This is a genomic window from Pseudomonas sp. CCOS 191, from assembly GCF_001007005.1.
GTDB lineage: Bacteria > Pseudomonadota > Gammaproteobacteria > Pseudomonadales > Pseudomonadaceae > Aquipseudomonas > Aquipseudomonas soli.
In genome coordinates, this window is the sequence record NZ_LN847264.1 from 3149749 (window position 1) to 3170150 (window position 20402).

General features: G+C 65.3%; 19 protein-coding genes. 9 read left to right on the forward strand and 10 right to left on the reverse strand.

Annotated elements, in window-relative coordinates:
• Positions 1-52: 52 nt before the first annotated feature.
• Positions 53-1072, reverse strand: coding sequence for a LacI family DNA-binding transcriptional regulator (locus CCOS191_RS13970; RefSeq protein WP_046855726.1), 1020 nt, complete (start codon positions 1070-1072; stop codon positions 53-55).
• 207 nt (positions 1073-1279) lie between these two features.
• Here CCOS191_RS13970 and CCOS191_RS13975 point away from each other — a divergent pair, with 207 nt between their 5' ends.
• The 3 genes from CCOS191_RS13975 (at position 1280) to CCOS191_RS13985 (ending at position 3694) form a co-directional block, all read left to right on the forward strand.
• Positions 1280-1819, forward strand: coding sequence for a gluconokinase (locus tag CCOS191_RS13975; protein WP_046855727.1), 540 nt, complete (start codon positions 1280-1282; stop codon positions 1817-1819).
• A gap of 114 nt (positions 1820-1933) precedes the next feature.
• Positions 1934-3286 carry a GntP family permease gene (locus CCOS191_RS13980; RefSeq protein ID WP_038706074.1) on the forward strand — a complete coding sequence of 451 codons (1353 nt, stop codon included), beginning with the start codon at positions 1934-1936 and terminating at the stop codon, positions 3284-3286.
• Positions 3287-3394: 108 nt separating this feature from the next.
• Complete coding sequence (locus tag CCOS191_RS13985) at positions 3395-3694, forward strand: hypothetical protein (RefSeq protein WP_046855728.1); 300 nt, start codon at positions 3395-3397, stop codon at positions 3692-3694.
• A gap of 166 nt (positions 3695-3860) precedes the next feature.
• Here the strand turns inward: CCOS191_RS13985 and CCOS191_RS13990 are convergent, their stop codons facing one another.
• The 4 genes from CCOS191_RS13990 to CCOS191_RS14005 all read right to left on the reverse strand — a co-directional run bounded on the left by CCOS191_RS13990 (position 3861) and on the right by CCOS191_RS14005 (position 9474).
• Positions 3861-5288 (reverse strand): sigma-54-dependent transcriptional regulator, encoded by a 1428-nt coding sequence (locus CCOS191_RS13990; RefSeq protein ID WP_046855729.1) that lies wholly within the window; start codon positions 5286-5288, stop codon positions 3861-3863.
• Positions 5257-6750, reverse strand: a complete 1494-nt coding sequence (locus CCOS191_RS13995; RefSeq protein WP_046855730.1) for a sensor histidine kinase — start codon at positions 6748-6750, stop codon at positions 5257-5259. The genes CCOS191_RS13990 and CCOS191_RS13995 overlap by 32 nt, the downstream gene beginning before the upstream one ends.
• 292 nt (positions 6751-7042) lie before the next feature.
• Positions 7043-8488, reverse strand: a complete 1446-nt coding sequence (locus tag CCOS191_RS14000; protein ID WP_046855731.1) for a sensor histidine kinase — start codon at positions 8486-8488, stop codon at positions 7043-7045.
• 386 nt (positions 8489-8874) lie between these two features.
• Positions 8875-9474, reverse strand: a complete 600-nt coding sequence (locus CCOS191_RS14005; protein ID WP_046855732.1) for a lytic transglycosylase domain-containing protein — start codon at positions 9472-9474, stop codon at positions 8875-8877.
• A 186-nt stretch (positions 9475-9660) separates the two neighbouring features.
• Between CCOS191_RS14005 and gspG the strand changes: the two genes are divergently transcribed.
• Positions 9661-10086, forward strand: a complete 426-nt coding sequence (gene gspG / locus CCOS191_RS14010; protein ID WP_038706070.1) for a type II secretion system major pseudopilin GspG — start codon at positions 9661-9663, stop codon at positions 10084-10086.
• Between the two features lie 11 nt (positions 10087-10097).
• The gene (locus CCOS191_RS14015; protein WP_046855733.1) at positions 10098-11276 is read left to right on the forward strand and encodes a type II secretion system F family protein; all 1179 of its coding nucleotides are present in this window, start codon (positions 10098-10100) and stop codon (positions 11274-11276) included.
• 22 nt (positions 11277-11298) lie between these two features.
• Here the strand turns inward: CCOS191_RS14015 and CCOS191_RS14020 are convergent, their stop codons facing one another.
• A complete protein-coding gene (locus CCOS191_RS14020) occupies positions 11299-12213 on the reverse strand; it encodes a site-specific integrase (RefSeq protein WP_046855734.1) in 915 nt (304 codons plus the stop codon).
• 216 nt (positions 12214-12429) lie between these two features.
• Between CCOS191_RS14020 and CCOS191_RS14025 the strand changes: the two genes are divergently transcribed.
• Positions 12430-13611, forward strand: coding sequence for an NnrS family protein (locus CCOS191_RS14025; protein ID WP_046857797.1), 1182 nt, complete (start codon positions 12430-12432; stop codon positions 13609-13611).
• Between the two features lie 69 nt (positions 13612-13680).
• Positions 13681-14337 carry a DUF1345 domain-containing protein gene (locus CCOS191_RS14030; RefSeq protein WP_046855735.1) on the forward strand — a complete coding sequence of 219 codons (657 nt, stop codon included), beginning with the start codon at positions 13681-13683 and terminating at the stop codon, positions 14335-14337.
• On the opposite strand, the gene CCOS191_RS14035 is transcribed toward CCOS191_RS14030, so the two are convergent.
• Positions 14254-15483: a pyridoxal phosphate-dependent aminotransferase gene (locus CCOS191_RS14035; RefSeq protein WP_046855736.1), complete on the reverse strand. Its 1230-nt coding sequence runs from the start codon at positions 15481-15483 to the stop codon at positions 14254-14256. The genes CCOS191_RS14030 and CCOS191_RS14035 overlap by 84 nt on opposite strands.
• A 292-nt stretch (positions 15484-15775) precedes the next feature.
• Between CCOS191_RS14035 and CCOS191_RS14040 the strand changes: the two genes are divergently transcribed.
• Complete coding sequence (locus CCOS191_RS14040; protein ID WP_046855737.1) at positions 15776-16039, forward strand: DUF1652 domain-containing protein; 264 nt, start codon at positions 15776-15778, stop codon at positions 16037-16039.
• Here CCOS191_RS14040 and CCOS191_RS14045 read toward each other — a convergent pair.
• A complete protein-coding gene (locus tag CCOS191_RS14045; protein WP_046855738.1) occupies positions 16036-18123 on the reverse strand; it encodes a putative bifunctional diguanylate cyclase/phosphodiesterase in 2088 nt (695 codons plus the stop codon). The genes CCOS191_RS14040 and CCOS191_RS14045 overlap by 4 nt on opposite strands.
• Positions 18124-18432: 309 nt before the next feature.
• Between CCOS191_RS14045 and CCOS191_RS14050 the strand changes: the two genes are divergently transcribed.
• Positions 18433-18714 (forward strand): hypothetical protein, encoded by a 282-nt coding sequence (locus CCOS191_RS14050; protein WP_046855739.1) that lies wholly within the window; start codon positions 18433-18435, stop codon positions 18712-18714.
• A gap of 7 nt (positions 18715-18721) precedes the next feature.
• Here the strand turns inward: CCOS191_RS14050 and CCOS191_RS14055 are convergent, their stop codons facing one another.
• Positions 18722-19402 (reverse strand): alpha/beta hydrolase, encoded by a 681-nt coding sequence (locus CCOS191_RS14055; RefSeq protein WP_046855740.1) that lies wholly within the window; start codon positions 19400-19402, stop codon positions 18722-18724.
• Between the two features lie 116 nt (positions 19403-19518).
• Positions 19519-20328, reverse strand: a complete 810-nt coding sequence (locus tag CCOS191_RS14060) for a substrate-binding periplasmic protein (protein ID WP_046855741.1) — start codon at positions 20326-20328, stop codon at positions 19519-19521.
• Between the last annotated feature and the right edge of the window lie 74 nt (positions 20329-20402).

The window sequence follows — 20402 nt, forward strand, 5'->3', positions numbered from 1 at the left end:
AATTTGCCAGGTGGGCTCCGCACGCTAGCTGACAGTCGACGCTGCGCCGACCTTAGGAACTCTCGCGCACCATCAGCTCGAACCCCAGGTCCTGCTGACCGGTAGCCACCCGCTTGCCATCGAGCAACGCCAGCAGCGCCTGAGCAGCACCACGCCCGACCGCCGCGCGCGGGGTGCGGATCGAGGTCAGGCGCGGGACCATGTGCGCCGAGGCCGGCAGGTCGTTGAAACCGACCATCGCCACCCGGCGCGGCACTTCGATGCCTTCACGCAGGGCCTGCAGCACCGCGCCCTGGGCCAGGTCGTCGTTGCAGAAGAAGATGCCGTCGACATCCGGCGCCTTGGCCAGCAGGCGGCTGAACAGCGTGCCACCCAGACCGATGGACGAGGGTTGCGGGTCGAGCACTTCAAGCTCGGGGGCTTGCAGACCGGCCTCGGCGAGGGCCTGACGGAAGCCTTCGGCGCGCTGCATCACCCGAGGGTCGAGCTGCGCGGCGATGAACCCCAGGCGTCGGCGACCACGCTCGATCAGGTGCCGCGCCGCAGCGCGCCCGGCCGAGTGCTGGGAGAACCCTACCGACAAGGCATCGCCCTCGCCACCCAGCTCCATCATGTGCACGCACGGCACCCGGCTCGCGGCCAGCATCTGCCGCGAGGCCTCGCTGCGCTCGAAGCCGGTGAGCAGCACGCCGCACGGCTGGTAGGCCAGGTAGTTGCGGATCAGGTTCTCTTCTTCGGCGACATCGTAGTGATAGTTGCCAATGAGCACTTCCAGGCCACGGGGGCGCATCACCTCGTGAATGGCCTCGAGGGTGTCGATGAACAGCTGGTTGGACAACGAGGGGATCAACACCACCACCGACTGGCTGCGCGCCGACGCCAGGGCACGGGCGGCCGGGTTGGCGACATAGCCTAGGCTCGACGCCGCGGCCATGACCTTCTGCGCAAGCTCGGGCGCGACCGTGCTGACGCCCCGCAGGGCCCGGGAAGCGGTGATGGGGGAAACCCCGGAAAGCCTGGCGACTTCCGCCAGGGTGGGACGACCAGTGGTACGCGAGCCAGTACGGGACATGAGTATTGTAATTTTACTGCTTGCAGGAATGGGGAACGGTCACTAAGGTAGCGCTGTCTCTGGATGCAGGCAATGCAATCTTGGTAGCAGGCATGCGTTCAGCGTCCATACTGCCAAAGACAAGATCAATAACACCCGGGAGGGTGGCGCATGGTTTTCGGCTCGTCCCGACCGAGACAGCGCTATCTCAACCAGCAGGAGGTACAGATGAACCCTTCCCTGTCCGCGATCGTGGTCATGGGCGTGGCCGGCTGCGGTAAAAGCAGCGTCGGCGCCGCCATCGCCACCCGCAGCGGCGGCCGCCTGATCGAAGGCGATGCCTTCCACCCCGCCGCCAACATCGCCAAGATGAGCGCCGGCATTCCCCTGAACGACGATGACCGTGCCGGTTGGCTGGTGCGCCTGGGCGAGGAGCTGCAGGCCACCCTCGCTGCGGGTGAGCGCCCGATCCTCACCTGCTCGGCCCTCAAGCGCCGCTATCGGGATACCCTGCGCCTGGCCGTGCCCGAACTGTGCTTCGTGTTTCTCGAGCTGACCCCGCAGGAAGCCGAGAAGCGCGTCCTGGCGCGCCCCGGTCACTTCATGCCGGCCAGCCTGATCGACAGCCAGTTCGCAGCGCTCGAGCCGCCGCACGTAGAGCCCCTGACCCTGGCCCTGGACGCCACCCGCCCGCTGCCCACGCTGGCCGAGGACGTGCACCAGTGGCTAAAGCCTTGCGGTGAGCAGGCGCTGGCGCGGACTGCCTGACCCGGCGGTTTTTCCGGCTCACCAAAGACAGCGCTGTCTCCATGCCTTCGCAGGCGCAATGACGCAAGACACGCGATACCAAAACAACAACGAAAAGACCGAGGTTCACGAACCATGTTCGGACTGGCTACCGATACCTTCCTGCTGCTTGACGCGCTGGTCACCATCGTCGGGCTCATCCTGCTGATCACCCATTTCAAGGTCCACCCCTTCGTCGCCCTTACCATAGCCGCGGGCTTTCTCGGCCTGACCTCCGGCATGCCGGTGGCCAAGGTGATGAAGTCGTTCCAGGACGGCTTCGGCGGCGTGCTCGGCTTCGTCGGCATCGTCCTGGCCCTGGGCACCATGCTCGGCAAGCTGATGGCCGACTCCGGCGGCGCCGACCAGATCGCCCAGACCCTGATCCGCGCCTTCGGCAAGCAGAAGGTGCACTGGGCAATGATGTTCGCCGCCTTCCTGGTGGGCATCCCGCTGTTCTTCGAGATCGGCTTCGTACTGCTGATCCCGCTGGTGTTCATCGTCGCCCGCCGCTCCGGCGTGTCGCTGGTGAAGATCGGCATCCCGCTGCTGGCGGGCCTGTCGGTGGTGCACGGCCTGGTGCCGCCGCACCCGGGGCCGTTGCTGGCGATCGGCATCTTCCACGCCGACATCGGCAAGACCATCTTCTATGGCCTGCTGGTGGCCCTGCCCACGGCGGTGATTGCCGGCCCTCTGTTCGGTAATTTCATCTCGCGCTACATCCCGGGCAACCCGTCCCAGGAACTGATGGACCAGATCGCCCGCGAGTCGAACCAGCAGAACCTGCCCAGCTTCAGCGTGACCCTGATCACCGTGCTGCTGCCGGTGGTGCTGATGCTGCTCAAGACCTTCGCCGACGTGGTACTGCCGGCCGAGCACATCGTGCGCCAGTGGATGGACCTGATCGGCCACCCGATCACCGCCCTGCTCGCCGCCCTGCTGCTGGCCTTCTACACCTTCGGCTCGGCCCGTGGCTTCAACCGCCAGCAGATCATGAAGATGCTCGACCAGAGCCTGGCTCCCACCGCCGCCATCGTGCTGATCGTCGGCGCCGGCGGCGGCTTCAAGCAGATGCTGGTGGACACCGGCGTGGGCAACGTGATCGGGCAGATGGCGGTGCAGGCCGAGATCTCGCCGATCATGCTGGCCTGGCTGGTGGCGGCGGTGATCCGCATCGCCACCGGCTCGGCCACGGTGGCCACCATCACCGGCGCCGGCATCGTCGCCCCGGTGATCGACCTGGTGCCGGGGGTCAACCGCGAACTGCTGGTGCTGGCCACCGGCGCCGGCTCGCTGATACTGTCCCACGTCAACGACGCAGGTTTCTGGCTGGTCAAGCAGTATTTCAACATGACCGTGGCCGAGACCTTCAAGACCTGGAGCATGATGGAGACCATCCTCTCGGTGGTCGGCATCATCTTCATCATGCTGCTGTCGATGGTGGTGTGACCGTTGGTCGCCGTGATGGCACCTTGCTGATGGGGTCATGGCCCATATGAGAACGAGGCCCTGCGCAGGCAGGGCCGACTTCTTGTCATCGCAAAGGAGCTTGCCCACATGAAACGTTCCTTCCTGCTTGCCGCCCTGCTCGCCTCGCCCCTGGCCTTCGCCGCCGGTACCGGCGCCACCTACCCTGACGACCCGCACAACCCGGCGCCCAAGCCAGGCGTGGACAGCACCCTCAACCCAATCGAAAAGCCCATGCCGCGGGATACCGACCCGCGGATCAAGGGCAATGACCCGGACAGCCCGCCAGCCGAACAGAACAATGATCGCGACCTGCCGGGGATGGGGGACAGCGGCTCGGAGGGGATGGGGCGTGAAGGCGCAGGCTCAGGCAACGGCGGCAAGCCATAAGCTTTGTGAAAGCAGGCGTTACTCAGCACAGTAGGAAAATCCAGCCGGCTCCCACAAGGACCGCGCAATTGCTGAATTCTGCGCTACCTGTGGGAGCCGGCTTGCCGGCGATGGGCTGCATGGCAGCCCCAAAGACGCAAAGCTGACAGGCAATCAGCCCGCCCACTCACCACTGCCGCTTGTCCGGCCGGGTCAACCCAAGCTTCTCGATCTTGTAGCGCAGCATGTCCCTCGACAACCCCAACAGCCGTGCCGACTTGGTGACGTTCCAGTCGGTGCGGTCGAGGGTGCGGCAGACCATGTCGCGCTCCATGTCCGGCAGGCTGGCGGCTGCCGGTGGTTCATGGCGTGGCGCCTCGAATGCCAGCACCTGCGCCGGCTGCGCCAGCGGCTCGTCGACCAGGGTCATGCACAGGTTCAGCTGATGGGCACCGATCACCTCGCTGGGCGCCAGCAACACTGTCTGCTCGAGCATGTTGCGCAATTCGCGCACGTTGCCCGGCCAGCTGTAACCCAGCATCAGCGCCTCGGCCTCGGCCGAAAAGCGCAGGTTGGGCTTGCCGTAGCGCCGCCCGTGGTGGGCCAGGAAGTGCCGGGCCAGGCGCAGGATGTCCTGGCCACGGGCAAACAGGCGCGGCACCTTGAGGGCAATGATGCGCAGGCGGAAGAACAGGTCGCGGCGGAACTTGCCCTGCTGGACCATCTGCTCCAGGTTGCAGTTGGTGGCGCTGATCACCCGCAGGTCGACCTTGCGCTCCTTGACCGCGCCGATACGGCGAATGGTGCGGTCCTCCAGCAGCTTGAGCAGCTTGGCCTGCAGCACCAGGTCCATCTCGCCGATCTCGTCGAGGAACAGGGTGCCGCCGTCGGCCGCCTCGACCAGGCCCACGCGACGCTCCTTGGCATCGGTGAAGGCGCCTTTCTCGTGGCCGAACAGCTCGGCCTCCAGCAGGTTGGCGGGAATCGAGGCGCAGTTGAACTCGATGAACGGCCCCTTGGCCCGGCTGCCGTCGAAATGCAGGGCGCGCGCCACCAATTCCTTGCCGGTACCGGTCTCGCCTTCGACCAGCACCGGCGGCAGATCGCCGCTGGCCATGCGCCGCTCGGCATCGAGCAGCTGCTGCAAGGTGTGCTTGAGTTCGAGCATGGCCGGCGACTCGCCGATCAAGGCCTGCAACCCTGACTTCTGCGCCTCGCGCTCCTGGTAGAACGACAGCGTGCGCTCCATGCGCTCGGCGGCCAGGGCCTTGTCCAGCATCAGCTTGAGCTCGGCCAGCACCACCGGCTTGGTGAGGTAGTGGAACGCGCCTTCCTTCATGGCCAGCACGGCGTCCTCGACGTTGCCGTAGCCGGTCATCATGATCACCTTGAGCTCCGGCGCCTGCGCCACCAGCGTGCGCAACAGGTCGTGGCCGCTCATGCCGGGCAGCGAATTGTCGGTCAGCACGGCGTCGGGCCGGGCGCGCTTGATCTGCTCCAGCGCCAGTTCCGCGCTGTGGCACACCGTGACCTCGAACCCTTTGAGGTTCAGGTAGGTGCGAATGTTGTCGGCAAGGATTTCATCATCCTCGACCACCAGGATGCTGTGCTCCATGGTCCCCTCCCGCTGCAATATTGAAAGTCAGGCTGACGCGGGTTCCTTCCTCTTCGCGGCTGGTCAGTTCGACCGCGCCGCCAAAGCGTTCCATGATCCTTTTGACCAGTGCCAGGCCAACACCCAAGCCGCCTTGCTTGGTGGTGAAGAACGGCTTGAACACCATGCGCCGCTGCTGCTCGCTCATGCCCTTGCCGGTATCGCTGAGCTGCAGTTGCGCCTGCTGCCCCTCCAGCTGGCGCACCTCGGCGCGCAGCTCGCCACCTTGGGGCATGGCCTCCAGGGCGTTAGCAAACAGGCTGTTGAGGATCTGCGTCAGTTGCAACGGCTGGCTGGCCACCCATTGCGTCGCTGGCCCGTCGAAGGCGAAGCGCACGTTGTTGCGCTCGATCTGCGGGGCGAAGGCCTGCCGCGCATCCTCGACGGCCGCCACCAGGTCGACCGACTCGGCTTCGTCGCTGGTCGGGCGCAGCGACACCAGCAGGTCGCGAACCCAGCGCGACATGCGGTCGACCTGGGTGATGATGTCGCCGATGTTCTTCTGCGCCGCCGGGCTGGCGATGTCCTGGGCCAGTTCTGCGCTGGAGCGGATATTGGCCAGCGGGTTGCGCAGGCTGTGGGCCACCGCCGAGGACATCTCGCCCAGGGCCACATAGGTCTCGCTGGCCACCAGGCGGTCTTGCTGGTGACGCAGCAGGCTGGCGGCGCGGCGCACGATCCAGAACAGGCCGAAGTAGATCAGCGCCCCTCCGACCAGGGTGGAGGCCCAGATCAGCACATAACCGCGCTGGATGCGCCGCACCAGGTCATGCGGCTCCTTGTAGATCTCGACCATCGCCAGCACCTGCTCGCCCTGGCTGTCGAACAGCGGGATGTAGTTCTCGATGAACAGGTGCCGGGGCTCGCGCTGGAACTTCTGTTCCTCGCGTTCCTCGTCGGCCTTGTGATAGCTGGCTGACACCGACTTGCGCGAGCGGAAGGCGTGTTCCAGATCGTCATCTTCATCGATGCGCTTGCCGATCAGGTGCGGGTTGGTCGACCACACTACCGTGCGGTCGCGGGCATAGACATTGGCCAGCAAGGTGTCGGGCAAGTGTTCGACGTGGTCGAGGAACTCCACCCGGGTCGACTCGGCCAGTTGAGGGGTGAACTGCAGGTGCTGCTGGTCGAGGCGCGGATCGAGCAACTCGCCCATGGTGATGCCCGGCGGCAGCTGCGAGTGCCGCACCTCGGCCTGGGCCATGGCCTGGATGAACTGGGCGGTGAGCATGGCGTCACGCTCGACGCTGTCCTGCACCACGAAACGCGTCGACACATAGCCCAACCCACCGGCCACTGAGGCGATGATCAGCAGGCTGACCAGCGAGAACCAGCGCAGCAGGTTGAACTCGTGCAGCGGCGTGGCCAACCCGCTGACGGGAGGCGCGGCCTTGTCGGGGGCACCGTTTTCGAGCGTCTGCATCGCATCGTTCCCACCTGGGGCCGATGAGGTTCACCGGCATGCGGCTCTGCTACCGGTGGTAGCAAAGTGATTCCATTGGACCTTTGCTGAAGATGTCAGCGCAGGCTTGCGAGAGGTCTAGCAAAAAGCCAGCCAGCAATACAAATTTAAAATTTTTCTTTATAAATCATTATGTTGTTGATCTTTATTAATCTTATTTGTTGGATAAATCCCCACTTTTGGGTAACGGTTACCCAGTTCAGATAATTTCCTTATATATCAGCTCATTAGGCTAAAAACCTATACCTTAAGGTTAAGTTGATGCCACCCGAAAATTCAGCAGTACCCGGGTCCCTGCCCCCTCACGGCTGCTCAACCGCACCGAGCCGCCGAAGCGCTCCATGATCCTCTTCACCAGCATCAGCCCCACGCCCACGCCGCCTTGCTTGGTAGTGAAGAATGGCCGGAAGGCCATGCGCTGCTGTTGCTCGTTCATGCCCTTGCCTGTATCCGAGAGCCGCAGGCTCAGATTGCGCCGATCATTGCGCACCACCTCAACACGCAGCTCGCCACCGGCCTCCATCGACTCCAGGGCGTTGGCGATCAGGCTGCTGAAGATCTGCCCGAGCAGCGCCGGCTGGCCCAGCACCTGCACGCTTGGCAGCTCAGGCAGCAGCAACCGCACGCCGCCGCGCTCCAGCGCCTGGGCAAACGCCTGCAAGCTGTCGCGCAGGCTCTGGGCCACGTCCACCGCCACGGCTTCATCGCCAAGCGGACGCAGCGATTGCAGCAGCTCGCGCACCCACTGCGACATGCGGTCGACCTGGCTGATGATGTCGCTGATGTTCTTCTGCGCCGGGCCATCATCGAAGGCCTGGGCCAGCTCGGCGCTGGAGCGGATGCTGGCCAGCGGGTTGCGCAGGCTGTGGGCCACCGCCGACGACACCTCGCCCAGGGCCACGAAGGTCTCGTTACCGATCAGCCGCTTCTGCTGCACCGCCATCAGCCGGGCGGCGCGGCGCATGATGCCGTACAGGCCGACATACACAAGGCCCGCACCCACGGCGATGGCCAGCCAGATCAGCAGCAGGCCGTGCTCGATACGTACGATCAGGTCGTGGGGCTCCTTGTAGATCTCGACCATCGCCGTGACGTTTTCGCCGTCGGCGTCGAACAAGGGGATGTAGTTCTCGATGAACAGTTGCTCGGGCGGGGTGACGAACTTCTGCTCGCTGCGCGCCTGCTCGAAGTCGTGGTAGCTGGCCGATACGCGCATCTTGTACTCGAAGGCCCGGTCGAGGTCGTCATCCGATTCGATGAGTTTGCCGATCAGTGCCGGGTTGCTCGACCAGATCACCGTGCGGTCGGGGGCGTAGATATTGGCCAGGAGCATGTCCGGCAGGTGCGCAATATGGTCGAGGAACTCGCCACGGGCCCGGCGCCGGGCCTCGGGATCGACATCAGGCAAGGCATGGTCGGTGCGTGGGTCGAGCAGTTCGCCCATGGTGCGCACGTTGGGAATAGCTACATGGCGCACTTCGGCGTCGGCGATGGAGGTGATGAACTGGGCGGTGAGCAAGGCATCGCGCTCGACGCTCTCGTCGATGATGAAGCGGCTGGAGATCAGGCCCAGGCCAACCCCCACCGAGAGGATGATCGCCAGGCTGACCCAGGCGTACCAGCGCAGCAGGTCGAACGGCTTGCGCGCCGGGACGGCTTCGGTCGGCAGCAGTGTGTCGTGACGGGGGGCGAGGTCCATGGCGGGCTCCGCGGCTGGGCACCTCTAGAGGTTATAGCCCAAAGTTGGGGAAAGCATGAGCTATCGGTGGTTGGCGATGGTTTTGCAGCGCCTACGAGATCGAGCGCCGCCCGCGCGGCGCATCGCGGATGAATCCGCTCCTACATTTGTTGCAACGTACCGAACCTGTAAGGCCCTGGTTGCCAGCCTTGGCGCAGGTCTTGAGACAGGTGGGGCGGCAGCAATGCCCACCGAAAAACCGCGTCGTGCAAACAAGGCTAACAACCATGGCCTATCAGGCATGGCCACGTTGCAACAAATGTAGGAGCGGATTCATCCGCGATGCGCCGCGCGGGCGGCGCTCGATTTTGCAGGCGCTGTAAAACCTGCGTCGAACACCTCGTCCCTCAAAGCGGCGCATCCCCATCCAGCCCGCGCAGCAGACGGTAGTCACGCAATACATTAGGCACGTAGCGCTGGGTCTCGGCGAACGGCGGCACCACCCGCCCACGGCTGAGAACCGCCTCAGGCCCCGCGTTGTAGGCCGCCACGGCCAACGTGATGTCGTTGTCGAACAGCGTGAGCATGCGCTTGAGGTAGCGCGCCCCACCCTGCACGTTGGCCTGTGGATCGAGTACATCCTTGACGCCCATTTCCTTCGCCGTGTCCGGCATCAGTTGCATCAGCCCCGCCGCGCCCTTGGCCGAGCGAGCCTTGGGGTTGTAGCCGGACTCGGCCTTGATCAGCGCATGCAGCAACGCCTGCGGTACACCGTGGGCCAGGGCGGCGGCCGCCACCAGGTCGGCGTAGGGTCGCCCGGTGATCAGTTGCGCATTGACCGGCCCGCCCGCTGTCGGGCGTTCGCTGATGACCCGGTCGTAATGCCGGCCTGGCCGGTGCACGTTGGACAGCACGAAGCCGCCCTTGCCATCGCTCGAGACATAGATGTCGGCCTGGGCGGCGAATGCCATCAGCCCCGCCACCAGCCCCAGGATCAGTCCTCGCATGTCGTTCGCCTCCCGCCGCAAATAACCCAAGCGTGACCCCCGATGTGGGGGAGATGCCCCGTTAACCCAGGCTTTGCGACTACGACGCAAGCCGCGTGCCGCCTGCTGCGGCCCATGGCGCAAGGGCCCGGAGCAGACGTGCACGGCTGTTGCATGGCAGGGGTAAATGCACCGGAGGGTTTCACCATGCAACGCAGCATCCGTACCCAACGCGGCTTCACCCTGCTCGAACTGTTGGTGGTGCTGGTGGTGCTGGGCCTGTTGGCCGGCATCGTCGCGCCCAAGTACTTCAGCCAGCTGGGCCGCTCCGAGGCCAAGGTGGCCCGGGCGCAGATCGAGGGGCTGGGCAAGGCCCTGGACCTCTATCGCCTGGAGGTCGGCCACTACCCCAGCAGCGAGCAGGGCCTGCAGGCCCTGGTAGTCGCGCCAGGTGGCGAAGCGCGCTGGTCGGGCCCCTACCTGCAGAAGGCAGTGCCACAGGACCCTTGGGGCCGCCCCTACATCTACAAGCAGCCCGGCGAGAACGGCGGCGAGTACGACCTGCTGTCGATGGGCAAGGACGGCCAACCCGGTGGTGACGGCGAAAACGCCGAAATCACCAGCTGGCAATGAGGAACCCGGCCATGCGCTATCAGCTCAAGGCCCTGGGCAGCCAGGGCGTGGTGCAATTGCAGGTGGAGGCCGAGGACAGCGACCAGGCCCGACGCCAGGCCGAGGACCAGGGGCTGCGCGTGCTCAGCGTGCGCAGCCAGGGCCTGGCCCTGCGACGACGCGTGGCGGCGTTCGACCTGATGCTGTTCAGCCAGGAGCTGACCACCTTGCTCGGCGCCGGCCTGCCGCTGATCGACGCCCTCGAGAGCCTGGCCGAGAAAGCCCCGGGCGGCGCCACGCGCAAGACCCTGGAGCAACTGGTGCGCCAACTCTATGAGGGGCGCTCGCTGTCCCAGGCCCTGGCCCTGCAGCCGCGGGTGTTCCCCACCCTGTACGTGGCCCTGGTGCAGTCCAGCGAACGCACCGGCGCATTGGGCGACGCCCTCACCCGCTACATCAGCTATCGCCAGCGGCTGGATCTGGTCCGCCAGAAGCTGGTCGGTGCCTCGGTCTACCCGCTGCTGCTGTTGCTGGTGGGCGGCGGCGTGGTGCTGTTCCTGCTGGGGTACGTGGTGCCCCGCTTCAGCCTGGTGTTCGAGGGCATGGGCACCGAACTGCCGTGGCTGTCGCGGGTGCTGATGCAAATCGGTCTGTTCCTGCATGCCCAGCAACTGCCCCTGGGGCTGGGCACGCTTGTCGGCGTCGGCACCCTGGTCGCCCTGCGCCGCCACCCGGCCATGCGCCGTGGCGCCGGTCGCCTGCTGCGCCGACTGCCCGCGCTGCACCAGCGCCTGATGATGTATGAGCTGGCGCGCTTCTATCGTTCGCTGGGGATTCTGCTGCAAGGGGGTATCCCCATCCTCACCGCGCTGGGCATGGCCCGCGGCCTGCTGGGCAGCACCGCGGCCGAGGGCCTGGAGCAGGCCAGTCAACGAGTCGCCGAGGGCCTGCCGTTGTCCGATGCGCTGCAGGCCGGCCAACTGGTGACCCCCGTCTCGCTGCGTCTGCTGCGTGCCGGCGAACAATCGGGCAACCTGGGTGAGATGCTCGAGCGTTGCGCCGACTTCCACGACCAGGAAATCGGCCGCTGGGTAGAGTGGTTCGTGAAATTGTTCGAGCCGCTGTTGATGACCTTTATCGGCCTGCTGATCGGGCTGATCGTGATCCTGATGTACATGCCGATCTTCGAGCTGGCATCGAGCATCCACTGATGCTCGCAGGCAAATGCAGTGATCAGTAGTCGAACCGCTCCACCGCCCTGCGCCGTTCGTTGTCGTCCCGTCGGTCATACCCGGCCGTGGTCTGGATATTGGCGTGGTGCGCCAGCTTCTGCGCGATCGACAGGTCGTGCTCCTCGATCACCCGGGTGATGAATGCCCGGCGAAAATCATGGGGCATGATCTTCGCCCCCACCTGCGCCCCACGCTGGCGGGCGATGTAGTAGATGGCGTGCTTGGTGATGCGCGCGCGGGTGATGTGGCTGCCACGGCGGATGCGGTTGAACAGGAAGCTGTCGTCACGCTCGCCGGCCGGCAGGTGCTGGCGACGCAGGTCGAGCCAGGCCTGCAGCTTGTCGAAGGCCCAGGCCGGGGCATACTTGACCAACTGCCGGTTGCCCTTGGCCAGCACTTGCACGCTGCGCTCCTGGAAATCCACCTGGTCCAGGTTCACATCGACCGATTCCGATTTGCGCATCCCGGTGCCGTAGAGCAACGCCAGGATGGCTGCGTCTCGCACACCCTGTGGGCGCGGGTCGGCGGCGCACACGTCCATCAGCTCGCGGATCAGGCTGCGCCGCAGGTTGCGTCCCGGTGGCAGGCGGCTACCGGCAGCTGGCTTGACCTCGCGGATCATCAGCAACTGTTCGTGGTCGATCAAACCCTGGCGCCAGGCCTCGTTCATCACTCCACGCACGGCATTGACGTACAACGACGATGTGTTGGGCGCATAACCATCGGCACGCAGCGCCGCGACCAGGGCGATCACATGGCCGGGCTCGAGGCGGTGCCAGGGCACCTCGGCGATATCACAGTCGGCAAACCCCAGGCGGTCGGCGGCGTCCTGCAGGATGTAGCGCATGGTCAGCTGGCTGGACGGGGCCAGGCGGGCGAGGTACTGCAGCAGCGGATTGCGCAGGAGGTCGGTCACAACGGGGATCCTGTAGCAAAGCCGCCCTGGCGTATAGAGGCAAAGCGGCGCAAAACGAGTCATTTAAACCATGATCAAGGTCAAAATGACCAGAAACAAATAAAGTCATAATGACACAAAGCAGTGCCATCACCTTGATATTCAAGGCTTTTGAACGCTGGCATGGTTCGTGATGGTACCCCATTCAACCGTTTCGATCGAACCAAGGTCCTCGCCATGCTCGTCCAGCCGATCACCGCCCGCCCCCGCCAGGCCCTCTGGGCCCTGGGTTTTCGACCCTTCTTCCTCGGCGGTAGCCTGTTCGCCCTGGTTGCCCTGCTGCTGTGGGCCGGCGTGCTGGTCGGCGCTTACACGCTCGAACCGGCCGGCGGCATGCTTGCCTGGCACCGCCACGAAATGCTGTTTGGCTTCGCTGTGGCTATCGTTGCCGGCTTCCTGCTCACGGCGGTGCAGAACTGGAGTGGCATCCCGGGTCTCAGTGGCCGACCACTGCAGGGGCTGTTCCTGCTCTGGCTGCTGGGTCGGGCAAGCTGGTTCCTGCCCTTGCCCGCCTGGCTACTGGTGCTGATTGAGGGCGCGTTCCTGCCCCTGGTGGCGCTGGCCCTGGCGCGGCCGATCATCCAGCGTCGGCTGCGCAACAACTACCCCATCATCGGCCTGGTATTGCTCATCGCGGCTTGCCAGTGGCTGACCCTTACAGGCTGGCTGCGCGACGACCCGCTGTGGCAACGGCGAGGCGTGCTGGCCGGGCTGTGGCTGGTGGCGGCGATGATGAGCGTGATCGGCGGCCGGGTCATTCCGTTCTTCACCCGCCGCGGCCTGGGCAACATGAGCCCGGCACCGGCCCGGCCCTGGCTGGACCGCGCCTGCCTGCTGGGCAGCGTGGCGCTGCCACTGACCTATGTGCTGGGGCTCAACGATGCATCACACCCCCTGATGGCCGTGCTGTTCGCCGCCCTGGCGGTGCTGCATGGTGTCCGCCTGGCGCTGTGGCACGACCGTGGTCTGTGGCATGTGCCGCTGCTGTGGTCGCTGCACCTGGCCTATGCCTGGCTGATTCCCGCCTGCCTGGGGTTGGCGCTGTGGCATGCCGGGGTGCCGATCAACCCTAGCCTGGCCGCCCATGCGCTGACGGTCGGCGCCATGACCGGGCTGATCGTGGCGATGATGGCGCGGGTCAGCCTGGGGCATACCGGACGCCCTCTTCAGGTACCCCGCAGCATGAGTTGGGCATTCGCGCTGATCCAGCTGGCGGCACTGGCCCGCGTGATCGTGGCGCCGTTCACGCCGCTGGGGCTGGGGTTGTCGGTATTGTTCGGCAGCGCGGCGCTGCTGCTGTTCCTCTGGCACTACCTGCCGATCCTGCTGCGTGCGCGGGTGGACGGCATGCCGGGCTAGCGGGCTTGCCCCGCGACAGGGCCGCATCTGGTCTACAGTTGAAGCCACGTTCAACCGCCAAGGGACCGCATGGCCTTCCACCACCTCACCCGCACTCACCCACGCCTGAGTATCGCCACCCTGGCCGGCCTGCTCGGCGGCTGGCTGATCCCCGCCGGCGATACCGTGCAGCATATCCTCGTCGGCTGGAACATCGGCGTCTGGCTTTACCTGGCCCTGGTCCTGTGGCTGAGCCTGCGGGCCAATGCCGAGCGGGTACGCAAGGTCGCCCGCATCGAAGATGAAAACGCCGGCCTGGTGCTGATCACCGTGTGCGTCTCGGCCATCGCCAGCCTGGCGGCGGTCACCCTGCAACTGGTGTCCAGCCGCGGCCTGGAAGGCAGTGCCCTGGCCTTGCACTACCTGTACACCGGGCTGACGGTGGCTGGCTCCTGGTTGCTGATAGGCTGCATCTTCAGCCTGCACTATGCCCGACTGTTCTACACCGGTGACCGCCATGAGCCCCCGCTGCGCTTTGCCGATGGCGAGCGCAACCCGGACTACTGGGACTTTCACTACTTCTCGTTCACCATCAATGTCGCCGTGCAGACCTCCGACATCGGCGTCGGCGGGCGGGCCATGCGTCGGGTGGTGCTGGCCCACTCACTGGTAGGCTTCATGTTCAATACGGCGATCCTGGGCTTCACCATCAATATCGCGGCCGGGCTGCTCGGCCAGGGCGCGTGAGGCACAGTTGCGGATGCGCTGGCATACCTGTGCCAGCACCTGCGCCTCGAGCACCAATCCCAGCCGCACATGCCCCGCCGCGCTGGGCCCGAACCCATCACCCGGCAACAGTGCCACGCCCTCTTCGTTCAACAGACGCTGGGCAAACGCCTGGGCGCTGAGCCCGGTGCCACGTATATCGAGCATCACGAACATGCCCCCGGCTGGCTGATGCGCATGGACTCCGGGGCAATCCTCAAGCGAGGTACACACCCGGTCGCGCCGCGCCCGGTACACCTCACGCATCCGCCCTACCTCATCTTCAGCCTGATCCAGAGCCACGCAGGCCGCCTGCATGACGAACTCCGGCAGGCCGAACAGCATGCTCATCACCAGGTTGCCGAGGTGTCGGGCGAACTCCGGCGGCCCGATCACCCAGCCGACGCGCCAGCCACTCATGGCGTGGGACTTGGACAGGCTGCCGATCGACACACAGCGCTCGGCCATACCCGGCAGGCCCAGCGGATTCGCTGCCTCGCCGTCGTACAGCAGTGACTGGTAGACATCGTCGCAGATCAGCCACAGGTCGTATTCCTGGCACAACCGCGCCAGACACTTCAGATCGGCCTGGCCGATTGCCGCACCCGTGGGGTTGTGCGGGCTATTGATCAGCAGCCCGCGAGTGCGCGGCGTGATCGCCCGGGCCACGGCCGCTGGGTCCAGGCGGAACCCCTGCTCCGGCCGCACCGGCACCTGCACGGCGCGCGCGCCGCAGGCACCGAATACCGTGTGATAGGTGACATACATGGGCTCGGCGACGATCACCTCGTCATCGGCCTCGAACAGGCACTGGCAGGTCGCGAACAGCCCACACTGGGCCCCGGCGGTCACCACTACCCGCTCGGGGTCGACGGCCAGCTGGCTGTGGCGCGCCACGGCCTGGCGCAGGGCGAGGCTGCCGCGCACATCGCTGTAATGGGTTTCGCCCCGACGCAGGCTGGCAATAGCGGCCTCGACCACTGGGGCTGGCGTGTCGAAGTCTGGATCGCCCACCGACAGCAGGAAGATCTCGCGCCCCAGGCGGCGCTGTTCGAGGGCCTGATAGTGGATGTCCCAAGCCGCGACTGCGTGACCGGCGATGCGTTGGGTGAGCGTGGAATACCGCATGACTGTCTCCCTGTCTGCCGGCCGGCACCGCTGGTCCGAAAAGCGCTGACGGTAAACATAGCAGAGCGCTGCTGGCTGCCAGGCCCCGGCCCACGGGGAAAACGTTTGCCTGCCCCCTGCGCGCCCACCGTTCATCGTGACAGGACTGTGACCGCCGTCATGCATTAGTACATCTGCCATATTTTCCAGCGAATACTGCCATGGCAGGTGCTAAGGTTAGAGTCCTGACGGCCAGGACGGCCTAGGCTGTTACCGCTTTGCAATCACCACGTTCACGAACAAGGAGGCTGGCATGAACAAGATGACGTTCCCCAACGCCTGCCAGGTGATGCGCTGGCATTTTCATCCGCTGGGTTTCGAGGCCAGCATGGATGCCCCGCGCAGCATGGTCGCCCGGCTGTTCGACCGGGCCACCGGCGAAACCCTGCTGGCCATTGCCGGCATCCCCTGCGCAACCATCATGCACGCCGCCGATGTCGAGCGGATCATCGAGGCCGTGGAGGCCGAGATGGAGACCTTCGACCTGCTTGTCAGCCCACTGCGCAGCGCTGTCTAGCCTTCCTGGGCCTGACGCGCCTTGAGCGCCTGCAATCCTTTCATGAACTGCTCGGGCGGTACCGGCTGGCCGAGCAGATAACCCTGCAGCGAATCGCACCCCAGGCGGGTGAGAAAGTCCTGCTGGCCGTCGGTTTCCACGCCTTCGGCGACAATGCGCAAGCCCAGTGCCTGCCCCAGGGCGACGATGGCCGAGACGATCGCCGCGTCATCACTGTCCTGTTCCAGATCGCGCACGAAGCCGCGGTCGATCTTCAGCTCGTTGGCCGGCAGGCGCTTGAGGTACATCAGGCTGGAGTAGCCAGTGCCGAAATCGTCGATGGACAGGTCCACGCCCATGTCCGACAGGCGCTGCAGCACGTGCAGGCTGGCGTCGGCATCGCGCATGGCGGTGGTTTCGGTGATTTCCAGGGTCAGGCGATTGGGCGGCAGGCCGTTCTCATCCAGTGCGCGGGCCACGCTGTCGACCAGCCCGGTATGGCAGAACTGGATGGCCGACAGGTTGACCGCGATCCGCCACTCTTCATTGCCCTGGTCCAGCCACTGGCGCATCTGCCGGCAGGCCTCACCCAGCACCCACTCGCCGATCGGGATGATCAGCCCGGTCTTTTCCGCAAGGCCGATAAAACGGTCCGGCAGCATCAGCCCATGTTGCGGGTGCTCCCAGCGCAGCAAGGCCTCGGCACCGATGGGCAGGCGCTGCACGGCGTCGAACTTGGGCTGGTAGTGCAAGCGGAACTGGCCATGCTCCAGGGCCGTACGCAGGTCCTGCAACAGTTGCAGCTGTTGGCGCGCGTTACTGTTCATCGACGCATCGAAGAAGCTGTAGCCGTTCTTGCCGGCGCTCTTGGCGTGGTACATGGCGGCATCGGCGTTGCGCAGCAGTTCGTGCTGGTCCAGGCCATTGCCGGGATATAGCACGATGCCCAGGCTCGCCGACAGCTGCAGGTCGTGCTCGGCCACACGGAACGGCTTGGCCATCAGGTTGACCTGCTTGGCCGCGACGTTCATGGCGTCGTCCGGCTCGTCCAGCTCCACCAGCAGCACGAATTCGTCGCCGCCGATGCGCGCCAGGGTGTCCTGGCTGTGCAGGTGGCCGCGCAGGCGCGCCGCCACTGCCTTGAGCAACAGGTCGCCGACATGGTGGCCGAAGGCATCGTTGACGGGCTTGAAGCCGTCCAGGTCGATGAACATCAGCGCGAAGCAGCCGCCCTGCTCCGCCACGCGGCCGACAGCCTGGTCGATACGGTCGGCCAGCAGCGTGCGGTTGGGCAGCCCGGTCAGGGTGTCGTGCAGGGCCAGCTGGGTCAGTTCCTGGTTGGCCAGGGTCAGCGAGCGCGCCAGTTCCGCCGTGCGCGCCTCCAGCCGAGCATCGAGCACCGAAGTCAGCAAGGCCACCGCCAGCACCGCCAGGGTGGTGATCAACACCAGGTAATCCAGGCCGTCGCCCGCGAGCCCCGTGGCCAGTGCGCCGCAGAAGCTGCCCGCCGGGAAGTTGGCCGCCGCCATGCCGGTGTAGTGCATGCCGACGATGGCGATCCCCATCACCACCGCCGCCACGCCACGGATCTGCCGCACATACGGCGTGTGCTGGCGCAGACGGAAAGCTATCCATAGCGCCGCCGCCGAAGCCCCCACCGCGATGGCAAGGGAGGCGCCGAACAGCGTCGGGTCGTAGTCGATGCCCGGTTGCATGCGCAGCGCGGCCATGCCCATGTAGTGCATGCAGGCAATGCCGGTGCCCATGATCAAGGCACCGAAGGCCAATTGCAGCCAAGGTAGCTTCGGCTGGCTCACCAGCCACAGGGCGAAACCCGACGAAGCCACCGCGATCAGCAGCGACAGACCTGTCAGTGCGGTGTCGTAACCCAGCTCGATGGGCAGGCTGAACGCCAGCATGCCGATGAAGTGCATCGACCAGATGCCGATGCCCATGGCCAATGCCCCGCCGCCCATCCACAGGTACACCGCCCGGCCCTTGGCCGTGGCGATGCGCCCGGTCAGGTCCAGGGCCGTGTAAGAGGCAAGAATGGCCACGCACAGCGAGATCAACACCAGCGAGGAGGAGTAGCTACCGATCAGCATTCGCACTTCCAGGAACGAACCGGGGAGGCCCGGGAAAAGCCGATGATTGTACTCAAGCTTTGCTGAAACGCACGGGGTTTTCGCGCTTCTCGATGGATCCAAAAGTCGCTCGCAAGCCCCGCAGTGAAGGGGTTAGAGCCTTTGCGCGAGTAACTGAAGGCATAATGCCACTTGTCGTTTGCTTCTGCTCATGGCGTTGATCGCGGGCAAACCCATCGATCTGGCATCCCTGATCACGAGAAACACCAAGCCAAGCGAAGCGACTCCGGCTAAGCTCAACACACCACCACGCCGTTCCCGGAGCCTGCAATGGCCACCCTGCCCCGGCATGCAGTGCCGCTCGCCCTGCTCGCCATCACCCTGTCCTTCTCGACCGGTTGTTCGAACAAGCACGCCAGCACCCGCTACGCCGCCCAAGGCTCCAACTGCTATGCCAAGGCACTGCCCAGCAGCGGCGAAGGTGGCCTGGCATTCGGTCCGACACTGGCCATGGCGAGCAGGAAGTCGCTGGACAGTTGCATGCGCTACGCCGGCAGGTCCGGGGGCACGCCGCGGACCTGCCAGGTCGTCGTGGCCAAGTGCAAGAGCTGAAGCTGAACTAGCCCAGTGCTTCCTCGATCAACGCAGCAACCTCCCGTGCCCGCGAAGCCAGCGACGCATGGCTGGCATCCAGGGTGATGACCTTGCGCGCCTGCAAGCGCGCCGACATCATCTGCTGGTTGGCCGGGGCGATCATGTGGTCCTGGCTGGAAATCTGGTACCAGGCGGGCTTGTGTTTCCAGGCCGGATCGCTGATGGTGTCGCCAAAGGTGCTCGCCAGCGGCGCCTTCTGCGTCACCGCCATGACCCATGCCTCATCCGCCGACAGATCCTGGCAAAAGCTTTCGTGGAACTTGTCGGCCTTGATCCATAGATAGCCATCGCTGTCCGGCGCAAGGTTCGCTGCCGCGACAGGCGGATGCTGCTGCGTCAGCCCTCCAGGGCTTTCGCCTGCGTCGGGGGCAAAGGCCGCGATAAAGACCAGCCCCTTCACGTTCGCGGCGTTGCCGGCCTCGGTGATTACCGCCCCACCGTAAGAGTGTCCTACCAGCAGCACCTCGCCTGGCACCTGCGCCACCATCTTGCGGGTGCGCTCGGCATCGTCAGCCAAGGAGGTCAGTGGCAGCTCCACGGCGCGCACGTCTTTGATGCCCTTGCGCGCCAGTTCGACAATTACCTTTCCCCAGTGGGCGGCCCCGCCCCAAAAACCGTGTACAAGCACGACAGTAGGCTTGCTCATGAGAATACCTTCGCGAGAAAACAAGGGTGTGGTTTCGCCCCAACAGCATAGGCGCAGGTAGATGCGGCCTTAGATCAAAGGGATCGGGCGAGGCGTGGGCTAATGCCGCGAACGATTCACTTGCCGGCCTGCTGACGCTGCCAGCGCTCCAGGTTTTCGGCCACCAGTTGTTCGGGCAAGGGCCCTGCCACCAGCTCCCGCATCTTGCGCGCCAGCTGTTCGCGCAGTGCCGGCTGGTTGCAACCCGACTTGTGCGATAGCGCCAGGTACAGCCCTTCGCTGGACACCGGCGGCTCAAGTACCTCCAGCTCCTTTTCCTTGCCCAGCGTGCGCGCCAGGGCCATGCCGGGGTACTGTTCGAAGATCACGTAGTCGCTGCGCTTGAGCAGCAGCTTCTGGAAGGCCTGGGTAACGCTGGGCACCGCTTCGAGGTCGAGCTGCGCCCGGGCGTAGTCGTCGAACGCCTGGCCATGGCTGTTGTTGACCAGCGTCCCGCCACGTCGCCCTTTCAGGTCGGACCAGTCGCTGTAGGCGAAGCCTTCACCCTTGCGCACCCAGACCACGCTGGAATTGAACAGGAAGGGCGGGCTGATGAAGTCGGTCAGCAGTTCGCGCGCCTGGGTGCGAAAGTAGCCGGCGAGCATGTCGATGCGCCCGCTGCTCACTTCCTCCTGCGCCCTGGACCACGGCCCGACATACACCACATCCACCACCAGGCCGAGGTCCTTGGCCACCTGCTTCAGCAGGTCGGCATTGGCGCCGATCAGTTGCGCGGGGTTATGCGGGTCGCGCCAGAGATAAGGTGGGTACTCCGGGTTGCCGGTGGCGGTGAGGTGCTGGCAGTTGTCCGCGGCAGAACCGTGCAGTGGGACCACGGCCAGCAGGCACGACAACCACACAGACAGGCCCAGACAACGTCCGCTCATGGCGTTCCTCGTGCAATGGATTACGCCACCGATAACGTGGCCTTACACAGTTTGCACGAGAAATGGCCGAACGC